The 17520-nt window shown below is 63.2% G+C and carries 15 protein-coding genes; 8 read left to right on the top strand and 7 right to left on the bottom strand.

The genetic code is table 11. The annotated features are described in order from the left end of the window. Positions 1 to 250 precede the first annotated feature (250 nt). From dnaQ to NKG95_RS30550, 5 genes are all read right to left on the bottom strand, one after another. Complete coding sequence (gene dnaQ, locus NKG95_RS30530; RefSeq protein ID WP_023718762.1) at positions 251 to 970, bottom strand: DNA polymerase III subunit epsilon; 720 nt, start codon at positions 968 to 970, stop codon at positions 251 to 253. Positions 971 to 1054: 84 nt separating this feature from the next. After that, the gene (gene coaE, locus NKG95_RS30535) at positions 1055 to 1657 is read right to left on the bottom strand and encodes a dephospho-CoA kinase (protein WP_023718761.1); all 603 of its coding nucleotides are present in this window, start codon (positions 1655 to 1657) and stop codon (positions 1055 to 1057) included. Then, positions 1654 to 2496 carry a shikimate dehydrogenase gene (locus NKG95_RS30540; RefSeq protein ID WP_023718760.1) on the bottom strand — a complete coding sequence of 281 codons (843 nt, stop codon included), beginning with the start codon at positions 2494 to 2496 and terminating at the stop codon, positions 1654 to 1656. Before NKG95_RS30540 ends, coaE begins: the two co-directional genes overlap by 4 nt. Beyond that, a complete protein-coding gene (locus NKG95_RS30545) occupies positions 2489 to 3088 on the bottom strand; it encodes a Maf-like protein (protein WP_352481329.1) in 600 nt (199 codons plus the stop codon). Before NKG95_RS30545 ends, NKG95_RS30540 begins: the two co-directional genes overlap by 8 nt. A gap of 170 nt (positions 3089 to 3258) precedes the next feature. After that, complete coding sequence (locus NKG95_RS30550) at positions 3259 to 4077, bottom strand: pyruvate, water dikinase regulatory protein (protein ID WP_023718758.1); 819 nt, start codon at positions 4075 to 4077, stop codon at positions 3259 to 3261. Between the two features lie 401 nt (positions 4078 to 4478). On the opposite strand from NKG95_RS30550, the gene hemE reads away from it, so the two are divergent. The 3 genes from hemE (at position 4479) to rho (ending at position 7482) form a co-directional block, all read left to right on the top strand. Then, positions 4479 to 5507, top strand: a complete 1029-nt coding sequence (hemE, locus tag NKG95_RS30555; RefSeq protein WP_352481328.1) for a uroporphyrinogen decarboxylase — start codon at positions 4479 to 4481, stop codon at positions 5505 to 5507. A 2-nt stretch (positions 5508 to 5509) separates the two neighbouring features. Continuing rightward, positions 5510 to 6055, top strand: a complete 546-nt coding sequence (gene hemJ, locus NKG95_RS30560) for a protoporphyrinogen oxidase HemJ (RefSeq protein WP_031193949.1) — start codon at positions 5510 to 5512, stop codon at positions 6053 to 6055. A 161-nt stretch (positions 6056 to 6216) separates the two neighbouring features. Continuing rightward, on the top strand, positions 6217 to 7482 hold the full coding sequence (rho, locus tag NKG95_RS30565) for a transcription termination factor Rho (protein WP_023718755.1): 1266 nt from the start codon (positions 6217 to 6219) through the stop codon (positions 7480 to 7482). A 183-nt stretch (positions 7483 to 7665) separates the two neighbouring features. On the opposite strand, the gene NKG95_RS30570 is transcribed toward rho, so the two are convergent. After that, positions 7666 to 9684: a thioredoxin domain-containing protein gene (locus NKG95_RS30570; protein ID WP_352481327.1), complete on the bottom strand. Its 2019-nt coding sequence runs from the start codon at positions 9682 to 9684 to the stop codon at positions 7666 to 7668. A 59-nt stretch (positions 9685 to 9743) separates the two neighbouring features. Between NKG95_RS30570 and mnmE the strand changes: the two genes are divergently transcribed. The 5 genes from mnmE to NKG95_RS30595 all read left to right on the top strand — a co-directional run bounded on the left by mnmE (position 9744) and on the right by NKG95_RS30595 (position 15779). Continuing rightward, complete coding sequence (mnmE, locus tag NKG95_RS30575; RefSeq protein WP_353043319.1) at positions 9744 to 11072, top strand: tRNA uridine-5-carboxymethylaminomethyl(34) synthesis GTPase MnmE; 1329 nt, start codon at positions 9744 to 9746, stop codon at positions 11070 to 11072. Positions 11073 to 11489: 417 nt separating this feature from the next. After that, positions 11490 to 13379, top strand: coding sequence for a tRNA uridine-5-carboxymethylaminomethyl(34) synthesis enzyme MnmG (mnmG, locus tag NKG95_RS30580; protein ID WP_353043320.1), 1890 nt, complete (start codon positions 11490 to 11492; stop codon positions 13377 to 13379). Continuing rightward, on the top strand, positions 13376 to 14014 hold the full coding sequence (gene rsmG, locus NKG95_RS30585) for a 16S rRNA (guanine(527)-N(7))-methyltransferase RsmG (RefSeq protein WP_353043321.1): 639 nt from the start codon (positions 13376 to 13378) through the stop codon (positions 14012 to 14014). Before mnmG ends, rsmG begins: the two co-directional genes overlap by 4 nt. A gap of 37 nt (positions 14015 to 14051) precedes the next feature. Next, entirely contained in the window at positions 14052 to 14852 is an 801-nt protein-coding gene (locus NKG95_RS30590) for a ParA family protein (protein WP_084642633.1), read from the top strand. 45 nt (positions 14853 to 14897) lie between these two features. Further along, on the top strand, positions 14898 to 15779 hold the full coding sequence (locus tag NKG95_RS30595; RefSeq protein ID WP_353024709.1) for a ParB/RepB/Spo0J family partition protein: 882 nt from the start codon (positions 14898 to 14900) through the stop codon (positions 15777 to 15779). A 316-nt stretch (positions 15780 to 16095) separates the two neighbouring features. Here the strand turns inward: NKG95_RS30595 and holA are convergent, their stop codons facing one another. Next, positions 16096 to 17139 (bottom strand): DNA polymerase III subunit delta, encoded by a 1044-nt coding sequence (gene holA / locus NKG95_RS30600; protein ID WP_353043322.1) that lies wholly within the window; start codon positions 17137 to 17139, stop codon positions 16096 to 16098. Positions 17140 to 17520 lie beyond the last annotated feature (381 nt).

Here is a 17520-nt window from a genome sequence, read left to right on the forward strand (position 1 = left end):
CTGGCCCGTCTGCTTCACTGCCATCGCGATTCCCTCAGACCGTCCACCTCAGAGAATCACAATCAGCGAATTACGCAACAGGCCCACAAGGGGGGAGATCGGAACTTCACGTCAGCCTTCGCCAATCCTTCATCGTCGCAGGAATGAGCGAGGCGCTGGGACTGCCAATCTTTCCCACTGAGGGGGAGATGCCAAGTGGTGGCTAAAAGGGCAGGTCAGAGGGGGCGACGGATCACTCCGCTCAAAATCACTATGCCGCGGAACTCGCTTCCCGGCCGATGCGCAGCCAAAGCGCCTTTTCGCCGAGGCTGCCAACCATGCCCGCGTGTGCAGCGCGCTCGGCATCGGTCAGGCGCGAGGGCAAGGCGATGGGCCTGACGCCGATCGAAATGTCGATGTCGTCGACATTCTGTCGTCCGCCCGCCGGCGTCATGATGCTGTCGAGGATGAGGCTGGCCTGCTTGCCGCCGATAAGCTCGATATAGACCTCGGCCAGCAATTCCGAATCGAGCAACGCGCCGTGCTTGGTGCGACGGCCATTGTCGATGCCATAGCGGCGGCAGAGCGCGTCGAGCGAATTGGGACCCATTGGATGCTTGCGGCGCGCCAGCGCCAGCGTGTCGACGATCCGTCCGGGATCGATGGCCGGATGGCCAAGCCGGCCGAATTCGAGATTGAGGAAGCCGATGTCGAAGCCGGCATTATGGGCGACCAGCTTGGCGCCGTCGATGAAGGCCAGGAACTCCTCGGCGATCTCCATGAAAGTCGGCTTGCCTTGAAGATCGGCGGCGCTAATGCCGTGCACGGCCTGCGCCTCGTGATGAATCGGGCGGCCTTGTGGGTTGATGTATTTGTGGAAGGTGCGGCCGGTCGGAAAGCGGTTGACCAGCTCGATGCCGCCAAGCTCGATGACGCGGTCCTCGCGCGTGTCGAGGCCGGTGGTTTCCGTATCGAAGATGATCTCACGCATCGAATCAGTCCATTGGTTCCGCGTCATTCTAGCCGAATCACACCCGGAACAAAATGGCAACAAGTAATGTGGGCTGCAAGCCTCTTAACCCGGCCTGGCTGCTTTATCCCCGACTAGTTCGGCGACGATCGCATTGACAGCCGCGCGGGCGGCGTCAAAGCCCTGGCCGGTGTCGACGACGAAGTCGGCGCGCCGGCGCTTTTCGGCGTCGGGAACCTGCCTGGCCAGGATCGACGCAAACTTTTCCTCGCTCATGCCCGGGCGCGCCAGCACGCGGGCGCGCTGGATCTCGGCCGGCGCGGTGACGACCACAACCTTGTCGACGCGATCGCGGCCGCCGGTCTCGAACAGCAGCGGTATATCGAGCACGGCAAGTGGCGCGCCGGCGGCACGATTTTGCGCCAGAAAGGCATCGGCGTCGGCACGGACCAGCGGATGGATGATCGCTTCCAGCCGTTTCAGCGCGGCGGCATCGCCGAGCACCCGTTCGGCCAACTTTGTGCGATCGACCGCACCGGATCGGGTGGTCCCGGGAAAGACCACCTCGACCATTGGGGCGGCCTTGCCGGCATAGAGGCGATGCACCGCCTCGTCGGAATCATGGACCGGCACGCCGGCCTCGGCAAACATCTTTGCCGTGGTCGACTTGCCCATGCCGATCGATCCGGTGAGGCCGAGCACGATCATGGCTTCGCGCCGATATCGGCAATGATCATTTGCCGCAGTTCGGCGGTGACCTGCGGCCTGGTGCCGAACCAGCGCTCGAAGCCGGGCACCGCCTGGTGCAGCAGCATGCCGAGCCCATCGACGGTCTTGAGGCCGCGCGCGCTGGCTGCGGCGAGCAACGGCGTTTCCAGCGGAACATAGACGATGTCGGTGACGATGGCGCGGTCGGGCAGTCTGCCCGGATCGGCGGACAGGCCTTCATTGCCATGCATGCCGAGCGCTGACGTGTTGACCAGCAGGCCGGCATCTTCGAGCAATTCACCGGCCGCCGCCATGCCATGGGCGGAGACGCCGGCACCGAAGCGGTCGCGCAGCTCCTGCGCCCTCGCAAGCGTCCGGTTCACGATGCGGATATCGTTGACGCCGCGCTGCTTTAGCGCATGGATGACCGCGCGAGCGGCACCGCCGGCACCGAGCACAACGGCCGGGCCGTCGGCCGCCCAACCCGGTGCATACTCGTCCAGATTGGCGGCAAAGCCATGGGCATCGGTATTGCCGCCCCACAATTCGCCATCCTCAAACCACAGTGTGTTGACCGCACCGATTTGTTCGGCCGCGTCGTCGCGGCGCGCCGCCAATGCGAAGGCGGCCTCCTTGTGCGGGATGGTGACGTTGCCGCCGCTATAGCCTTGTGCCTGCAGCGTTTGCAGGAATTCGGCAAACGCTTCTGGCGCAACGTCAATGGCCTCGTAGACGCCGTCGATGCCGTATTTCGCCAGCCAGTAGCCGTGGATCTTCGGTGACCTGGAATGGCCGATCGGGTGGCCGGTGACGAAGGCTTTTTTCGAGGCCTCAGCCATCGATCGCCCCGAGCTCACGCAGCTTGGCCAGCACCGGCAAAAGCGGCAGGCCAACAATGGTGAAGTAGTCGCCCTCGATCTTTTCGAACAGCTGGATGCCCTCGCCTTCGATCTGGTAGGCACCAACGCTGGACAACGCCTTGGCGCCGACGCGCGCCAGATGGCGGCCGATGAAGGCCGGATCGAGCTTGCGCATGGTCAGGCTGGCGATGCCGACATGCCGCCACAGAACCTGGCCGTCACGGGCCAGCACGACGGCGCTGTTGAGATGATGCGTCTTGCCCGACAACGCCAGCAGATGACGGCGTGCGCCTTCCATGTCGGCCGGCTTGTGGAACAGCTCGTCGCCGAGGGACAGCGTCTGGTCGCAGCCGAGCACCAGGGCGCCGGGCTTGCGCTCACTGACTTCGGTGGCCTTGGCCTCGGCAAGCACCAGGGCGACGTCCTCCGGCGACACGCCACTATTTTGCAGCGGCGCCTCCAGCGCACGTTCGTCGACAGAAGCCGGAACCGCTTCGACCACAACGCCGGCATTGACAAGCAGCGCCTTGCGGAACGGGCTGCCCGAGGCCAGGATGATTTTTTCGGCCATTTTTTTCGCCCCCGTTCCTGGCGCTCACTAGGGTGTGTCGAGATTCAGGTCAGGCCAAGCCGAAAATAGTGGCTTCCGAGAACCGGAGCGGAGCGTACTTTTCGTACGTGAGCACCGGAAGCGCAGGAAGCCGCCGTTTGTAGGCCGGCATCACCTGAATATCACACGCCCTAGCGCGTCTTGCCGCGCAGGGCAACGATAGCCGCCGCCGTCTCCTCGATCGAACGGCGGCTGACATCGATCATCGGCCAGCCATGCCGTGTGCAGATCTGGCGGGCGTAGGCGAGCTCTTCGGCGATCGCGGCGCGGTCGACGTAATCGGTCGGCTCGTAGGCGCTGTTGCCGAGAACGCGGTTCTGCCGGACCTGGGAGATGCGCTCGGCAGTGGCGATCAGGCCGACGATCAGTGGCCTCCTGGCGTAGACCAGGCTTTCCGGCACCGGCACGCCGAGCACGATCGGGATGTTGGCGGTCTTGATGCCGCGATTGGCGAGATAGATGCTGGTCGGCGTCTTCGAGGTGCGTGAGATGCCGACAAGCACGATGTCGGCATCGTCCATATTGGCCGGCAGCTGGCCGTCATCATGCTCCATGGTGAAATTGAGCGCGTCGATGCGGCGAAAATATTCGGCGTCCAGCACATGCTGGGCGCCGACGCGGCGGCCGGCCGGCGTGCCGAGATAGGACTGGAACACCGTCAGCACCGGCTCCAGTACCGAGACGCAAGGCAGGCCCATCGCCGCGCAGCGTTCATCGATGCCACGGGCAAGCTTCTGGTCGACGACGGTGTAGAGGATGATGCCCGGCTCCTCCTCGATGTCCTCGAACACTTTCGTCACCTGTTTTTCGGTGCGGATGAGCGGGTAGATGTGTTCGATGGCGCGCGCATCCTTGTATTGCGCGGAAGCGGCGCGGCCGGCGGCCAGCAGCGTTTCGCCGGTGGCGTCGGAAATCAGGTGAAGGTGAAAGAAGCTCTGCGGTTTGTTCACAGGATACATTCCAGGCTGTGGGCCGATGTGGATAAGCCGGGCGGAAAACTCGGCCACCGCCAAGCGACTGTATCAGATGCCGGTTTGTCCACAATTCGATGTGCTGTCGGCTTCTTCGGGCGGTTGGGGACAAGTCCGGGGACGGAGCTTTTTGCCTTCGCTTCATCCACAGGGGCAAGTTCCTTGGCCTGGCGGCAACGCATTGACTCCAGTCGGAAATTCCCGGCTTTCCACAAAGTCCTGCAATCCCGTTGGAGAAGCGCGCGACAATATGCTGGCTGGTCTTTTCCAGGGCAAAGCGGGACAGGAGACAACCACCACAACCAACAGACTCTTAGAATCATAAGATTCCTAAAAATAGAATATTTAATTATAGGGAAGCCTGGAAAGGCGAGCGCTCAATGCCTCAAGACCGGATCGTGCTGGACGTGTTGAGAGGCAAGGCAGCGTTTCCGCCGCCGCTCTGGATTATGCGCCAAGCCGGCCGCTATCTGCCGGAATACCGGGAGACGAGGAGACGGGCCGGATCGTTCCTCGATCTTTGCTACGACCCGGATCTCGCCGTCGAAGTGACGCTGCAGCCGATCGAACGCTTCGGCTTCGACGCATCGATCCTGTTTTCCGATATCCTTGTCGTGCCGCATGCGCTCGGCCGCGACGTGCGCTTCGAGGAAGGACGCGGCCCGCTGTTGACGCCGATCTCGGCTGCGGAGATCGAGGCTCTCGACGGCGAAACGTTTCACGTGAATCTCGAGCCGGTCTACGAGACGGTGCGGCGATTGCGCGCCAGACTGCCTGATGAAACGACGCTGATCGGCTTCTGCGGTGCGCCCTGGACGGTGGCGACCTACATGATTGCCGGCCACGGTACGCCCGACCAGGCGCCGGCCAGGCTGTTCGCCTATCGCGAGCCGGCGGCCTTTCTTCGGCTCCTGAAAGTGCTCGCCGATCATTCGGCTGCCTATCTGATCCGGCAGATCGAAGCCGGCGCCGACGTGGTGCAGATCTTTGATTCGTGGTCCGGCGTGCTCGACGAAGCGTCTTTCGAGTTGTTCTGCGTCCGGCCGGTGGCCGAGATTGTCCGGCAGGTGAAGGCTGTCCATCCCGACGTTCCGATCATCGGCTTTCCCAAAGGCGCCGGAGATCACTACCGGAGCTATCGCCAGACGACCGGCGTGACCGGGCTGGGCCTCGACTGGACCGTGCCATTGTCGACTGCGAAGGAATTGCAGCGTGACGGCGCCGTGCAAGGCAATCTCGATCCGCTGCGGCTGGTGGCCGGCGGCAAGGCGCTTGCCGACGGCGTGGGGGCGATCCTGAAGGTGTTAGGGGACCGGCCGCTGATCTTCAACCTCGGCCACGGCATCACGCCGGAGACGCCGCTCGCGCATGTCGAGCAGATGGTCAAACTGGTGCGGAGCGCGTCGTGACGATGATGGGCGCAGACAATGCGAACAGCACGAACAGCGGTAGCGGGGCGACGCGCCGCGCGGCAATCGCGATCGCCATTTTCCTCGTGCTGGCCGGGCTGCTGTTTCTCTTCGGGCCCGATGATTTCTATCCCTGGGCAAAGGCGATCCATGTGATTGCCGTCATCTCCTGGATGGCGGGCATGCTCTATCTGCCGCGCTTGCTGGTCTATCATGCCGATGCCGAAAAAGGCTCCGTCCAGTCGGAGACCTTCAAGGTAATGGAGCGCCGCCTGCTGCGCGGCATCATCAATCCGGCGATGGTGATTACCTGGGCGTTCGGCCTGTGGCTCGCCTGGAAAGGCTTTGGTTTTCAAGGCGGCTGGCTGCATGCCAAGATCGCTGCGGTGGTGGGTCTGTCGGCCGTGCATGGCTATTTCGCCGGCGCCGTCCGGAAATTTGCCGAAGACCGCAATGAAAAACCGGCAAGGCACTGGCGGATCGTCAATGAGATCCCCACATTGCTGATGGTCGTCATCGTCGTCCTGGTTATCGTGAAACCATTCTGACGTATTCGGTGCCCGCAAAAGGCGGCTTGCTCTTTCACCCGACCGACGATAAAAGACGGGTCTTCCTTCCCGTCATGCGCCGCCCGTCATCGCTTTCGGCCGCGCCCGGCATTTGTCGCATCCCGCCGATATTTTTCCCAAAGCTCATTCAGAGTCCGTCCATGCAAGAAATGAAACTCACCGAGTTCAAGAACAAGAAACCACCAGAGTTGATCGCCTATGCGGAATCGCTCGAGGTCGAGAACGCCAGCGTCATGCGCAAGCAGGAGCTGATGTTCGCGATCCTGAAGAAGCTGGCGGCACAGGATATCGAGATCATCGGCGACGGCGTCGTCGAAGTGCTGCAGGACGGCTTTGGCTTTCTGCGCTCGGCCAACGCAAATTATCTGCCAGGTCCCGACGACATCTATATTTCACCCTCGCAGATCCGGCGGTTTTCGCTGAAGACCGGCGATACGGTTGAAGGCCCTATCCGCAGCCCGAAAGAGGGCGAGCGCTATTTCGCGCTGCTCAAGGTCAACACAATCAATTTCGACGATCCGGAAAAAATCCGCCACAAGATCCACTTTGACAACCTGACGCCGCTCTATCCGACCAAGCGGCTGAAGATGGAGATCGACAATCCGACCACCAAGGACATCTCGCCGCGCGTGATCGACCTGGTCGCGCCGATCGGCAAGGGGCAGCGTGCGTTGATCAATGCGCAGCCGCGCACCGGCAAGACGGTTCTCATGCAGAACATCGCCCACTCGATCACCGCCAACCATCCGGAATGCTATCTGATCGTGCTTCTGATCGACGAGCGGCCGGAGGAGGTTACCGACATGCAGCGCTCGGTGAAGGGCGAGGTGATCTCGTCGACCTTCGACGAGCCGGCGGTACGCCATGTCCAGGTTGCCGAGATGGTGATCGAAAAGGCCAAGCGCCTGGTCGAGCACGGTCGCGACGTGGTGATCCTGCTGGATTCGATCACGCGTCTCGGTCGCGCCTACAACACCGTCGTGCCGTCATCCGGCAAGGTGCTGACCGGCGGTGTCGACGCGAACGCGCTGCAGCGGCCGAAGCGCTTCTTCGGCGCCGCCCGCAACATCGAGGAAGGCGGCTCGCTGACCATCATCGCCACCGCGCTGATCGACACCGGCAGCCGCATGGACGAAGTCATCTTCGAAGAGTTCAAGGGCACCGGCAACTGCGAAATCCAGCTCGACCGCAAGGTGGCCGACAAGCGCATCTATCCGGCCATGGACATATTGAAGTCCGGCACCCGCAAGGAAGACCTGCTGGTTTCCAAGCAGGATCTGCAGAAGATCTTCGTGCTGCGCCGCATCCTGGCGCCGATGGGAACTACCGATGCCATCGAGTTCCTGATCGACAAGCTCAAGCAGACCAAGACGAATGCGGACTTCTTCGATTCGATGAATACGTAGGGTTGGGGGCTGGCCGTTGCCTTCGTCATCCTCGGGCTTGGCCCGAGGATCCATGCCGTGAGCTCTACCGGAGAAAGCAGCGGAGCAGAATTTGCGCCGTTGCAGCGCGCGAAAGTCACGGCATGGATCCTATGGTCTGCGCTGCGTCGCTTCGCTCCTTGCTTCGCCATAGGATTACGAATCCTATCTTCGGCGCAATAACCCTTCCAGCTCTTCAGCTTCCGTTACCACCGGCAGGCAGACCTGCCCCGTGCACAGCCAGGCGCCGGGCTCGGCCGTTGGCGGCAGGACGCCGCCCGGCAAGGCCGGCAGATTTGTCGCCGAGCCAACAGGCACGACGATGTCCACCCGACGTGGGTCCGGATTTCGATTCGCAACCGGAACAAGCCTTGGATTCTCGGGTTTATCCACGATCACCAGTTTCAGCGGTTCGAGCGCCAGGGCACAGGCATTGACGATTCCTGCCTGGCCATAGGGCTGGTGCTCCGCCCGCCCGGCCGCATGCTCGGCGACTGTCCAGGCTTTTTCCCAGAGTTCGAGATCGCGGGTCAGCGACGACAATCGGACCATGGCTTCGATGATCTGCCCAGTGGCGGAAGGAATGGCCTCGTCGACATCGCCGCGGATGCGGATCGGCACATCCGTGCTGTTCGATGCGGTCAGATAGTAGCCGGTCTTGTCGCTGTCCCGGTGCCAGAGATCGAGTTGCTCAATGAAGTTCCCGGCGCGATCGATATAGTCGGGATTGCCGGTCGCCTCGAACAGCGAGACCGCCGCATTGGTCATGGCGGCATAGTCGCTCGAAAGAGCCGGGAACAGCCTCTTTGCGCCGAGCATGGAATGCGACAGACGGTTATCGCGCCCGGCAGCCGCAATGGCGGCAAAGGCCGCTGCCGCCGCTACGATCCAGTCGGATCGGCCAAGCGATCGCCCGGCCTCTGCAAGCGCTGCGATCATCAGACCATTCCAGTCGGTCAGTGCCTTGCCGTCACGCCCTGGCCGGATGCGCTGTGCCCTCGCCGCGAGCAATTTTTCTTTCAGCGGGACGAGCTGTTGGCGGTCGATCACACTTTGCGTCTGCTGGGCTTCTGTCTGGCGGATGATCGGCTTGCCCTCCCAGCCGTGCGGGTCGGCAAGTGTGAAGTAGTTAAAAAACAATGCTGATTCGTCATCAAGGGCAAGCTCGACCTCATCCTTGCTCCAGGTATAGAACAGCCCTTCTTCCCCTTCGCTGTCGGCATCGAGACTGGCAGCGAAGGCACCGCCCTCGACCCGCATTTCGCGCAACAGCCAGGCAATCGTCTCTTCGATTCGCAACCGGAACAATTCCTTGCCAGTTGACGCATAGGCCCAATTGCACAGCCGGACGAGTTGGGCATTGTCGTAGAGCATCTTTTCGAAATGCGGCACCAGCCATTCGGCGTCGGTCGAGTAGCGACTGAGGCCACCGCCGACATGGTCGTAGATGCCGCCGGCCAGCATCTTTTCGAGGCTGAGGAGAACGGCGTCACGATGGGCTGCGGTGCTGTCGCGCAGCCAGGACAGCCAGAGGCTCTGCATGAACGGCGCGTTGGGGAATTTGGGTGCGCCGCGCAGGCCGCCCAGCTCGCGGTCGATCATGCCGTCAATGCCGTTGGCGAGCTTCGCTAGCGTGTCGCTGTCGAGTACGGCCTTGGCATGGCTGCCCGCCAGCCGCGCCTCGACATGCGTAGTCAAACCGTCGGCGCTTTGGTTAACGCTTTCTTTCTTCTCCCGCCAAGCCTTGTCGACCGCCTCCAGCACCTGGACGAAGCCCGGGCGCCCGTAGCGGGCTTCGCGAGGGAAGTATGTGCCGCCCCAGAACGGCTTGCCGTCCGGCGTCAGGAACATGGTCAGCGGCCATCCGCCCTGCTCGCCCATCGAGGACAGCGCCGCCATGTAGATCTGGTCGATGTCGGGGCGCTCCTCGCGGTCGACCTTGATATTGACGAAGAGACGGTTCATGACGGCGGCGACGCCGTCGTTCTCGAAGCTCTCATGCGCCATGACGTGGCACCAGTGGCAGGCAGCGTAGCCGACTGACAGCAGGATCGGACGCTGTAGCGCCTGTGCTTCGGCCAGAGCGGCAGGCGACCATGGCCGCCAGTGCACCGGATTGCCGCTGTGCTGCTGCAGATAGGGACTGGCCTCTTCGGCAAGCAGGTTTTGTGCAGGCAATGTCACGGCGCAACTCGATGGTGGATTGAACAGGCATAGCTAGGGCGCTTCGGCAGAGCGGGCAAATGATTTCAAAAGACTCCATCGTGGCACTGTCGAGCGGGCGCCTGCCGGCCGGCATTGCGTTGATCCGAATTTCGGGGCCGCAGAGTCGATTCGTAGTCGAAACGATTGCCGGATCGGCCGTGCCGAACCGCGTTGCTAGCTATTGCAAGTTACGGGCGCCGGACGGATCGGTGCTGGACAGCGGCCTGGTCGTCTTCTTTGCCGGTCCCGACAGTTTTACCGGCGAGGACGTTGCCGAGTTCCATGTGCATGGCGGACGCGCCGTCGTGGCGAAGATGCTGGAAACGATCACCTCCTTCGACGGCGTCAGGCATGCCGAGCCGGGTGAATTCACCCGCCGCGCCTTTGTCAACGGCAAGCTCGATCTGGTCGAAACCGAGGCGCTGGCCGATCTCATCAATGCCGAAACCGAGGCGCAGCGGCGCTTTGCCGTGCACAATGCCGAAGGCGTGCAGAGCGAACTCTATCTGGGCTGGCGCCGACGGCTGATCCACGCCCGCGCGATGATCGAGGCCGAGATCGATTTTGCCGACGAGGACGACGTGCCGGGTTCGGTCGCCGACACAGTCTGGTCCGACGTGCGGGCCATGATCGCCGAGATCGAGCGCCATGTCGCCGGCTTCCGCGCTGCCGAAATCATTCGCGACGGGTTCGAAGTCGTCATCCTCGGTGCGCCGAATGCCGGCAAATCCAGCCTGTTCAACGCTCTGGCGCGGCGCGAGGCGGCGATCGTCACCGATGAGCCGGGCACGACCCGCGACTTGCTGGAGGTGGTGCTGGACCTCGAAGGGATGCGGGTCCGGGTAACCGACACCGCCGGTCTGCGCGAGGCGCCCGGCAAGATCGAGGCGATCGGCATCGAGAAGGCCAGGGCCAAGGCGCACAGTGCGGACCTGCTGTTGCTGCTTGAGGAGATGGCTGAGCCAATGGCGATCGGTGTGCTGCCGGGCGCCATTCCGGCGCTGAGGGTCGGAACGAAGGTTGATCTTCTGAGGGGCAAATCACCCTCGCCTGCGGCGCACTACGATATCGCTATCTCGACGCAGGACGGCACGGGAGTGGCCGAATTGCTGGACGAGATCGGGCGGCACGCCGCAGCGCAGATCGGCCAGGCCGGCGATATCCTGCCGTCGCGGCTGCGGCACGTCGAGCTGCTCAATGAGACGAAACGCTTCCTGCTTGCGGCAGCGGCAAGTAGTGATCGCGGACAGGAATTGCGCGCCGAGGAACTGCGCCTGGCGGCGGATCGGCTCGGACGGATCGTCGGCGCGGTCGATGTCGAGGATATGCTCGACGTGATCTTTTCGCAATTCTGTATCGGCAAGTGACTCACGTGAAACATTGGGAAGAATACGCCCCAGTGATTCACGTGAAACGCTGGGCGGTCAGTGGGGGCATTGTTTCACGTGAAACGATTCGCTGTGCAAATGTCGCAGGTGCTGTAGGTTGAGGGGGTTAGGTGCGGCCCTCGCCTTCTCCCCCTGTGGGAGAAGGTGGCCGAGCGAAGCTCGGTTGGATGAGCGGTGTTCCAGCTTGGCACCGACGGTGATCCGTCCAGCACCCCTCAACCGTCTTGGCGCTGCGCGCCAATCCACCTTCTCCCACAAAGGGAGAAGGCAGACAGGGCAGCGCCGGGCGTTCTCTATCTGCAATGGTCAGCGCAGTTATGCGCCTGAAGCCTCTCTGTTCTTGACAGCTCGTCCCGGCGGGCACATGTGTCGGCAGATTCGAACCGGAAGATACAGATGACCAATCGCTATGATGTGGTTGTGGTGGGTGGCGGCCATGCTGGGTGCGAGGCGGCCAGTGCTGCCGCGCGTGCCGGCGCCAGAACCGCGCTGGTGACGCTGCGCTTCGACACGATCGGTGTGATGTCCTGCAACCCGGCGATTGGCGGCCTCGGCAAAGGCCATCTGGTTCGCGAGATCGATGCCATGGACGGGCTGATGGGGCGCGTCGCCGATGCGGCCGGCATCCAGTTCCGTCTGCTCAACCGTCGTAAGGGGCCAGCGGTCCGCGGTCCGCGGACGCAAGCCGACAGGAAGCTCTATCGGCTCGCCATGCAGGCGGCAATCCGGCAGCAGGCTGGCCTCGATGTCATTGAAGGCGAGGTGCTGGACTTCGACATCAATGACGGGGAAATCGACGATGGGCGCATCACGGCGGTGCTGCTGGCGGATGGAAGCAGGCTCGCCTGTGGCGCCGTGGTGCTGACGACCGGCACCTTTCTGCGCGGGCTGATTCATATTGGCGAGAAGAAAATCGTCGCCGGCCGCATGAACGAGCAAGCGAGCATCGGCCTGTCGGCGACGATGAGCCGCGCCGGCTTCAGGCTCGGGCGGCTGAAGACCGGCACGCCGCCGCGGCTGGACGGCAGGACGATCGATTGGGCGTCGCTTGAGAGCCAGGCGGCGGACGAAGATCCCGTGCCGTTCTCGCTGATGACCGACCGCATCGAAAACCCGCAGATCCATTGCGGGATTACGCGCACGACCAATGCCACGCATGAGCTGATTCGCGCCAATCTTGGCCGCTCGGCTATGTATTCGGGGTCAATCGAAGGCGTCGGGCCGCGTTATTGCCCGTCCATCGAAGACAAGATCGTCAAGTTCGGTGACCGCGAAGGCCACCAGATTTTTCTGGAGCCAGAAGGGCTCGACGACGACACAGTGTACCCGAACGGCATCTCGACCTCCCTGCCCGAGGACGTACAGCTCGACATTCTGAAAACCATTCCGGGGCTGGAGCGGGCAACGATGCTGCAGCCCGGCTATGCCATCGAATATGACCATATCGACCCACGCGAACTCAAGCCGACGCTGGAAACCAAGCGGATCGCCGGGCTTTTCCTCGCCGGCCAAATCAACGGAACCACGGGCTACGAGGAGGCTGGCGCGCAAGGGCTGCTCGCTGGCGTCAACGCCGCGCGCAAGGCGTCGGCGAGCGCTGAAATCGTGCTCAGCCGGACGGAAGCCTATATCGGGGTGATGGTCGACGATTTGACCAGCCGCGGCATCGCCGAACCCTACCGCATGTTCACCTCGCGGGCCGAGTTCCGGCTGTCGCTGCGGGCGGACAATGCCGATGAGCGGCTGACGCCGCTGGCGATGAGACTAGGGATCGCCTCGCCGGACCGAACGCAACGGTTCAACACTGTCGTGCAAGACCTTGAGAAGGCGCGGCAGCTCGCCCTCGGCACCACGATGACCCCCAATGAGGCGGCGCGCCATGGGCTCGAGATCAACCGGGACGGCGTGCGCCGCTCGGTCTATGAGTTGCTGGCCTATCCCGGTGTCGATATCGCCTGGCTGGGGCGCATCGAACCTGCTTTTGGCGCTATCGACGCCAAAACGGCCGAACGTCTTGAAACGGAAGCCAAATATTCCGTCTATCTCGACCGCCAGCAGGCGGACGTCTCGCAGATCAGGCTTGAGGAGAGCCGGCTTATTCCCGAGTCGCTCGACTTTGCTTCTGTTCCCGGCCTGTCCAATGAGCTGAAGCAGAAGATGTTGGCACGCCAGCCGCGCTCCATCGCCGACGCGCAGCGTATGGAAGGCATGACGCCGGCGGCGCTGGCGATTATCGTCGCGCATGTCCGCAACGCCGAGGCGGCCGCGCGAAAGCAGGTCGCGTGAGCGCTGCGTCGTGGGCGAACCTGCAACAGGCAGCAGGCCCGGTTTCACGTGAAACATTCGATCGTCTGGTCGAGTTCGAGGCCGTCTTCCAGAAATGGAATCGCCGGATCAATCTGGCTGCGCAATCGACGCAGGACGATGTCTGGCGCCGCCACATCCTCGACAGCGCGCAGCTGGCGCGAATCAAACCAGACGCGAAGCGTTGGGTCGATCTCGGCTCCGGCGGCGGCTTTCCCGGCCTTGTGCTGGCCTTTCTACTGGTCGAGCGTGAAGGGGCCAGCATCGACCTGGTTGAAAGCAATCGGAAAAAAGCATCGTTCCTGCAAGCGGTCGTCGGACAGTTCAGCCTGCCTGCCAAGGTCATCGCGCGACGCATAGACGACAGCTATCCTCTTGTTCCTGCACCGCAAATCGTCACGGCCAGGGCGCTCGCCTCGCTGCCGGCCCTGCTCGACCTAGCGGCGCCGTGGCTGACGAAGGGCGCGCGCGGCCTGTTTCACAAAGGCCGGGATTACCGCGCCGAAGTGGCAGAAAGCGCTCAACGATGGTCTTTCGATCTGGTAGAACATGCCAGTGTAACCGACGCGCAGGGCGTCGTTCTCGAAATATCCGACTTGCGACAGCACCCTGGCTAGTGACCGGCGACCCCGAATGAATTTCTGGCATAGACCCATGATGAAGAACGGCCCCCGAATCATCACCGTCGCCAACCAGAAGGGCGGCGTCGGCAAGACGACGACGGCCATCAATCTGGCCACCGCGCTGGCCGCTATAGGCGAACAGGTGCTGATCGTCGATCTCGACCCGCAGGGCAACGCCAGCACCGGGCTTGGCATCGACCGGCGCGACCGCACCGTCTCGTCCTATGATGTGCTGACCGGCGAACTCGACCTGGAAGCGGCGGCGATCCCGACGGCGGTGCCCGGCCTGTCGATCGTGCCGTCGACACTCGACCTGCTCGGCATCGAGATGGAAATCGCCTCGGCGCCGGATCGGGTGCTGCGGCTGCGCAACGCGCTGCGGGCTTCGGCCGAGCGTTCGGCCAATTTCGGCTATGTGCTGATCGACTGCCCGCCTTCGCTCAATCTGCTGACGCTGAATTCGATGGCTGCGGCCGATTCGGTGCTGGTACCGCTGCAGTGTGAATTCTTCGCGCTGGAGGGCCTGAGCCAGCTGTTGGAGACGGTCGAGCAGGTGCGCCGTTCAATCAACCCCGATCTGACGATCCAGGGCATAGTGCTGACGATGTTCGACGGGCGCAACAATCTCGCCAACCAGGTGGTGCAGGATGTACGGGCGCATATGGGCGATAAGGTCTATGAAACCGTCATCCCGCGCAATGTCCGCGTTTCCGAGGCGCCGTCCTATGGCAAACCGGCGATTCTCTACGACCTCAAATGCTCGGGCAGCCAGGCCTATCTGCAGCTTGCTTCGGAAGTGATCCGCCGCGAGCGCAAATTGCGTGCCGCCTGACAGTCACCAACAAGCGATTCGATACCGAAACGATCTGGACGGACGATGAACGAAGACCCTTCGAGAAAGAGACTGGGCCGGGGATTGGCGGCCCTGATCGGCGAAATCGATCGCCCGGCGGCACCGGAAAAGCCGGGGCTGGCGGCCGACGGCAAGGTGCCGATCGAGTTCCTCAGCCCTAACCCGAAAAACCCGCGGCGGCATTTTGGCGACGCCGACCTGACCGACCTCGCCCAGTCGATCCGCGAACACGGCGTGGTGCAGCCGGTGGTGGCGCGGCCGTCGAAAACCCAAACGGGCCGCTACGAGATTATCGCCGGCGAGCGTCGTTGGCGTGCGGCGCAACGCGCCGGGCTGACCGAAATCCCGATCATTGTGCGCGATGTCAACGATCGCACGGCGCTCGAACTGGCGATCATCGAAAACGTCCAGCGCACCGACCTCAACCCGGTCGAGGAAGCGCTGGGCTACCAGCAGCTGATCGACGACCACGGCTATACCCAGGCCGATCTCGGCCAGGTGATCGGCAAGAGCCGCAGCCATGTCGCCAACACGCTGAGGCTGCTCAAGCTGCCCGACGTCATTCGCGACATGCTGGTCGATGGGGCGCTGTCGGCCGGCCACGCCCGTACCTTGGTGACGGCCGACGACCCGGCCGGGCTCGCCAAGCGGATCATCGATGAGGGGCTTTCGGTGCGCCAGGCCGAGGCGCTGGCGCAGATGCCGGTCGGCGCGCCGGCGGCAAAACGCCCGCCCGCCGCACCGCCGCAAAAGGATACCGACACACTGGCGCTGGAGCGGCAGATGACCAGCACGATCGGCATGATCGTCACGATCGAGCACAACCAGCGCGGCGGCGTGATCAGCGTCGCCTACCGGACGCTGGAGCAGCTCGATGAGCTTTGCCGAAGGCTGAAGCGGGAGTAAGTGGGGCCTGGTACCTTAGCCGGCAAACTACTCGTGAATCGGCTGCCGTTCTGACAAGAATTCGCTCCTGTTTCGGGTGTTGGCGCCGCCCTCATCTGCCTGCCGGCATCTTCTCCCGTATAGTGACGGGGAGAAGGGCGCTGTCTCTGACGGTTTTGCCGATTTCCACCGTTGCAAGAAGGGTGCCGGCGTCGCGGCCGGCTTCTTTCTCCTCGTTTACGGGGAGAAATGCCCGGTAGCGCAATGAGGGGCGGCGCCAGCCTCAATGATTGGTCGTCTCCGACTGAGTTGAAGCCACCATCTGCTCGAAGCGCGCTTACCTCTGCGCCAGCCTTGCGCTTTCCACGGCAATGCCGAGCAGCGCCTGCCGTGCCAGCGCGATCGACAGATCGGGCCGCCGGCGCGTTTGCAGCACCGCCGTCTGCAAGCGGGTCAGGGCGCGGCCGAGCGCCTCGCTGCTCCAGCGTTCGAGGGCTTTCTCGACCAGCTTGCGCCTGGAGAAAAACACCGGCGGGCGCGCCGCGGCTACGACCGAAGCGGCATTGCGGCCGCCGGCGTCCATCAGGCCGCGCATCGCCTGGATCGTCTGCAACTGCCGCATCGCCGATGAAAGCACCAGGAAGGGCTGGCCGCCAGACTGGCAATGGCGGGTGAAGGCGCTGTCGAAGTCGGCGATCCTGCCTTCGAGCAGGGCGTCGACGGCCGCATCGAAGGAGAGGCCGGAGACATCGCCGGATGTCGCCTTGACGTCGTCGAGGCCGATTTCGGCCTGGCCATCCGCATAAAGCACCAGCTTTTCGATCTCGCCGCGCGAGGCCAGCCGGTCGCCGCCGAGGTTGCGGCGCAGCGCCTGCCGCGCCTCCAGCGTCATCGACATGCCAGCCTTGCGCAGTTCGTCGTCGATGACCGTGTCAATGTCCCTGGCCTCATCGGCGTAGCAAGGCAGAGCCATGGCATTGTCCGCCGCCTCCACCACGCCGCGCAGGCCGACGCCCTTCTTCAGGTCACCGGCCTCGATCAGGATAATGGCATCGCGCGGCGGCTCGGCGGTCAGCGCCCTGACGTCGTCGGCAAGCGCCTTCTGAGCGCCGGCATTGCGCACCCATAGCAGGCGCCGCTCCGAAAACATCGGCACGGTGTGCGCCTCGTCGAGCAGGCGGCCCTCGTCGCGATCGACCTCCGATCCGTCCAGCCTGACCACCGAGAACGGATCGTCGAGCGGCAGGCCGGTCCTGGCGGCAAAGGCCTTTGCCCGCTCGGCGACCAGCCCGCGATCGGGACCGTAAAGCAGCACGATCGAGACGCGCGGATCCGGCTTCGCGAGCCATGAATCGACCTCGTATGCTTTCTTCTGTGCCATGGGCGCTGATTAGCATGACGCGGGCGCGGGGTGAACGGAGTCGCTCCTCCTTTCCTTCTCCCCTTGTGGGAGAAGGTGGATTGGCGCGCAGCGCCAAGACGGAAGAGGGGTGTTGGACGGAGTGCCGTCCTTGCCAAGCTGGAACACCCCTCATCCGTCGCCTTCGGCGACACCTTCTCCCACAAGGGGAGAAGGAACGCGGCGCCGCGCGAGGCCCCAATCCGACGCATTGTCTTATCTGGCGGGAAACCCGGCGCAATCATTCGCCAAATTGCGCGCCGATCCGGAAGATCGACAAGAAATTTCGCCGACATATCTGCATCTTGTCTGCCGGGGTAGTCAACGTCGGCGGCAGCGAAGCCCTGCCCGACGAATTGGCAC

The sequence above is a fragment of the Mesorhizobium sp. M1423 genome (assembly GCF_040317575.1).
In the GTDB taxonomy this organism is placed as follows: domain Bacteria; phylum Pseudomonadota; class Alphaproteobacteria; order Rhizobiales; family Rhizobiaceae; genus Mesorhizobium.

Bases quoted from the DNA above. Each gene is read 5' to 3' on its own strand.
- NKG95_RS30595 (WP_353024709.1), top strand. From the start codon at position 14,898: ATGAACGAAGACCCTTCGAGAAAGAGACTGGGCCGGGGATTGGCGGCC.
- NKG95_RS30540 (WP_023718760.1), bottom strand. From the start codon at position 2,496: ATGGCTGAGGCCTCGAAAAAAGCCTTCGTCACCGGCCACCCGATCGGC.
- hemJ (WP_031193949.1), top strand. From the start codon at position 5,510: ATGATGGGCGCAGACAATGCGAACAGCACGAACAGCGGTAGCGGGGCG.
- NKG95_RS30545 (WP_352481329.1), bottom strand. From the start codon at position 3,088: ATGGCCGAAAAAATCATCCTGGCCTCGGGCAGCCCGTTCCGCAAGGCG.
- rho (WP_023718755.1), top strand. From the start codon at position 6,217: ATGCAAGAAATGAAACTCACCGAGTTCAAGAACAAGAAACCACCAGAG.
- coaE (WP_023718761.1), bottom strand. From the start codon at position 1,657: ATGATCGTGCTCGGCCTCACCGGATCGATCGGCATGGGCAAGTCGACC.
- mnmE (WP_353043319.1), top strand. From the start codon at position 9,744: ATGATTTCAAAAGACTCCATCGTGGCACTGTCGAGCGGGCGCCTGCCG.
- holA (WP_353043322.1), bottom strand. From the start codon at position 17,139: ATGGCACAGAAGAAAGCATACGAGGTCGATTCATGGCTCGCGAAGCCG.
- dnaQ (WP_023718762.1), bottom strand. From the start codon at position 970: ATGCGTGAGATCATCTTCGATACGGAAACCACCGGCCTCGACACGCGC.
- NKG95_RS30590 (WP_084642633.1), top strand. From the start codon at position 14,052: ATGATGAAGAACGGCCCCCGAATCATCACCGTCGCCAACCAGAAGGGC.
- hemE (WP_352481328.1), top strand. From the start codon at position 4,479: ATGCCTCAAGACCGGATCGTGCTGGACGTGTTGAGAGGCAAGGCAGCG.
- mnmG (WP_353043320.1), top strand. From the start codon at position 11,490: ATGACCAATCGCTATGATGTGGTTGTGGTGGGTGGCGGCCATGCTGGG.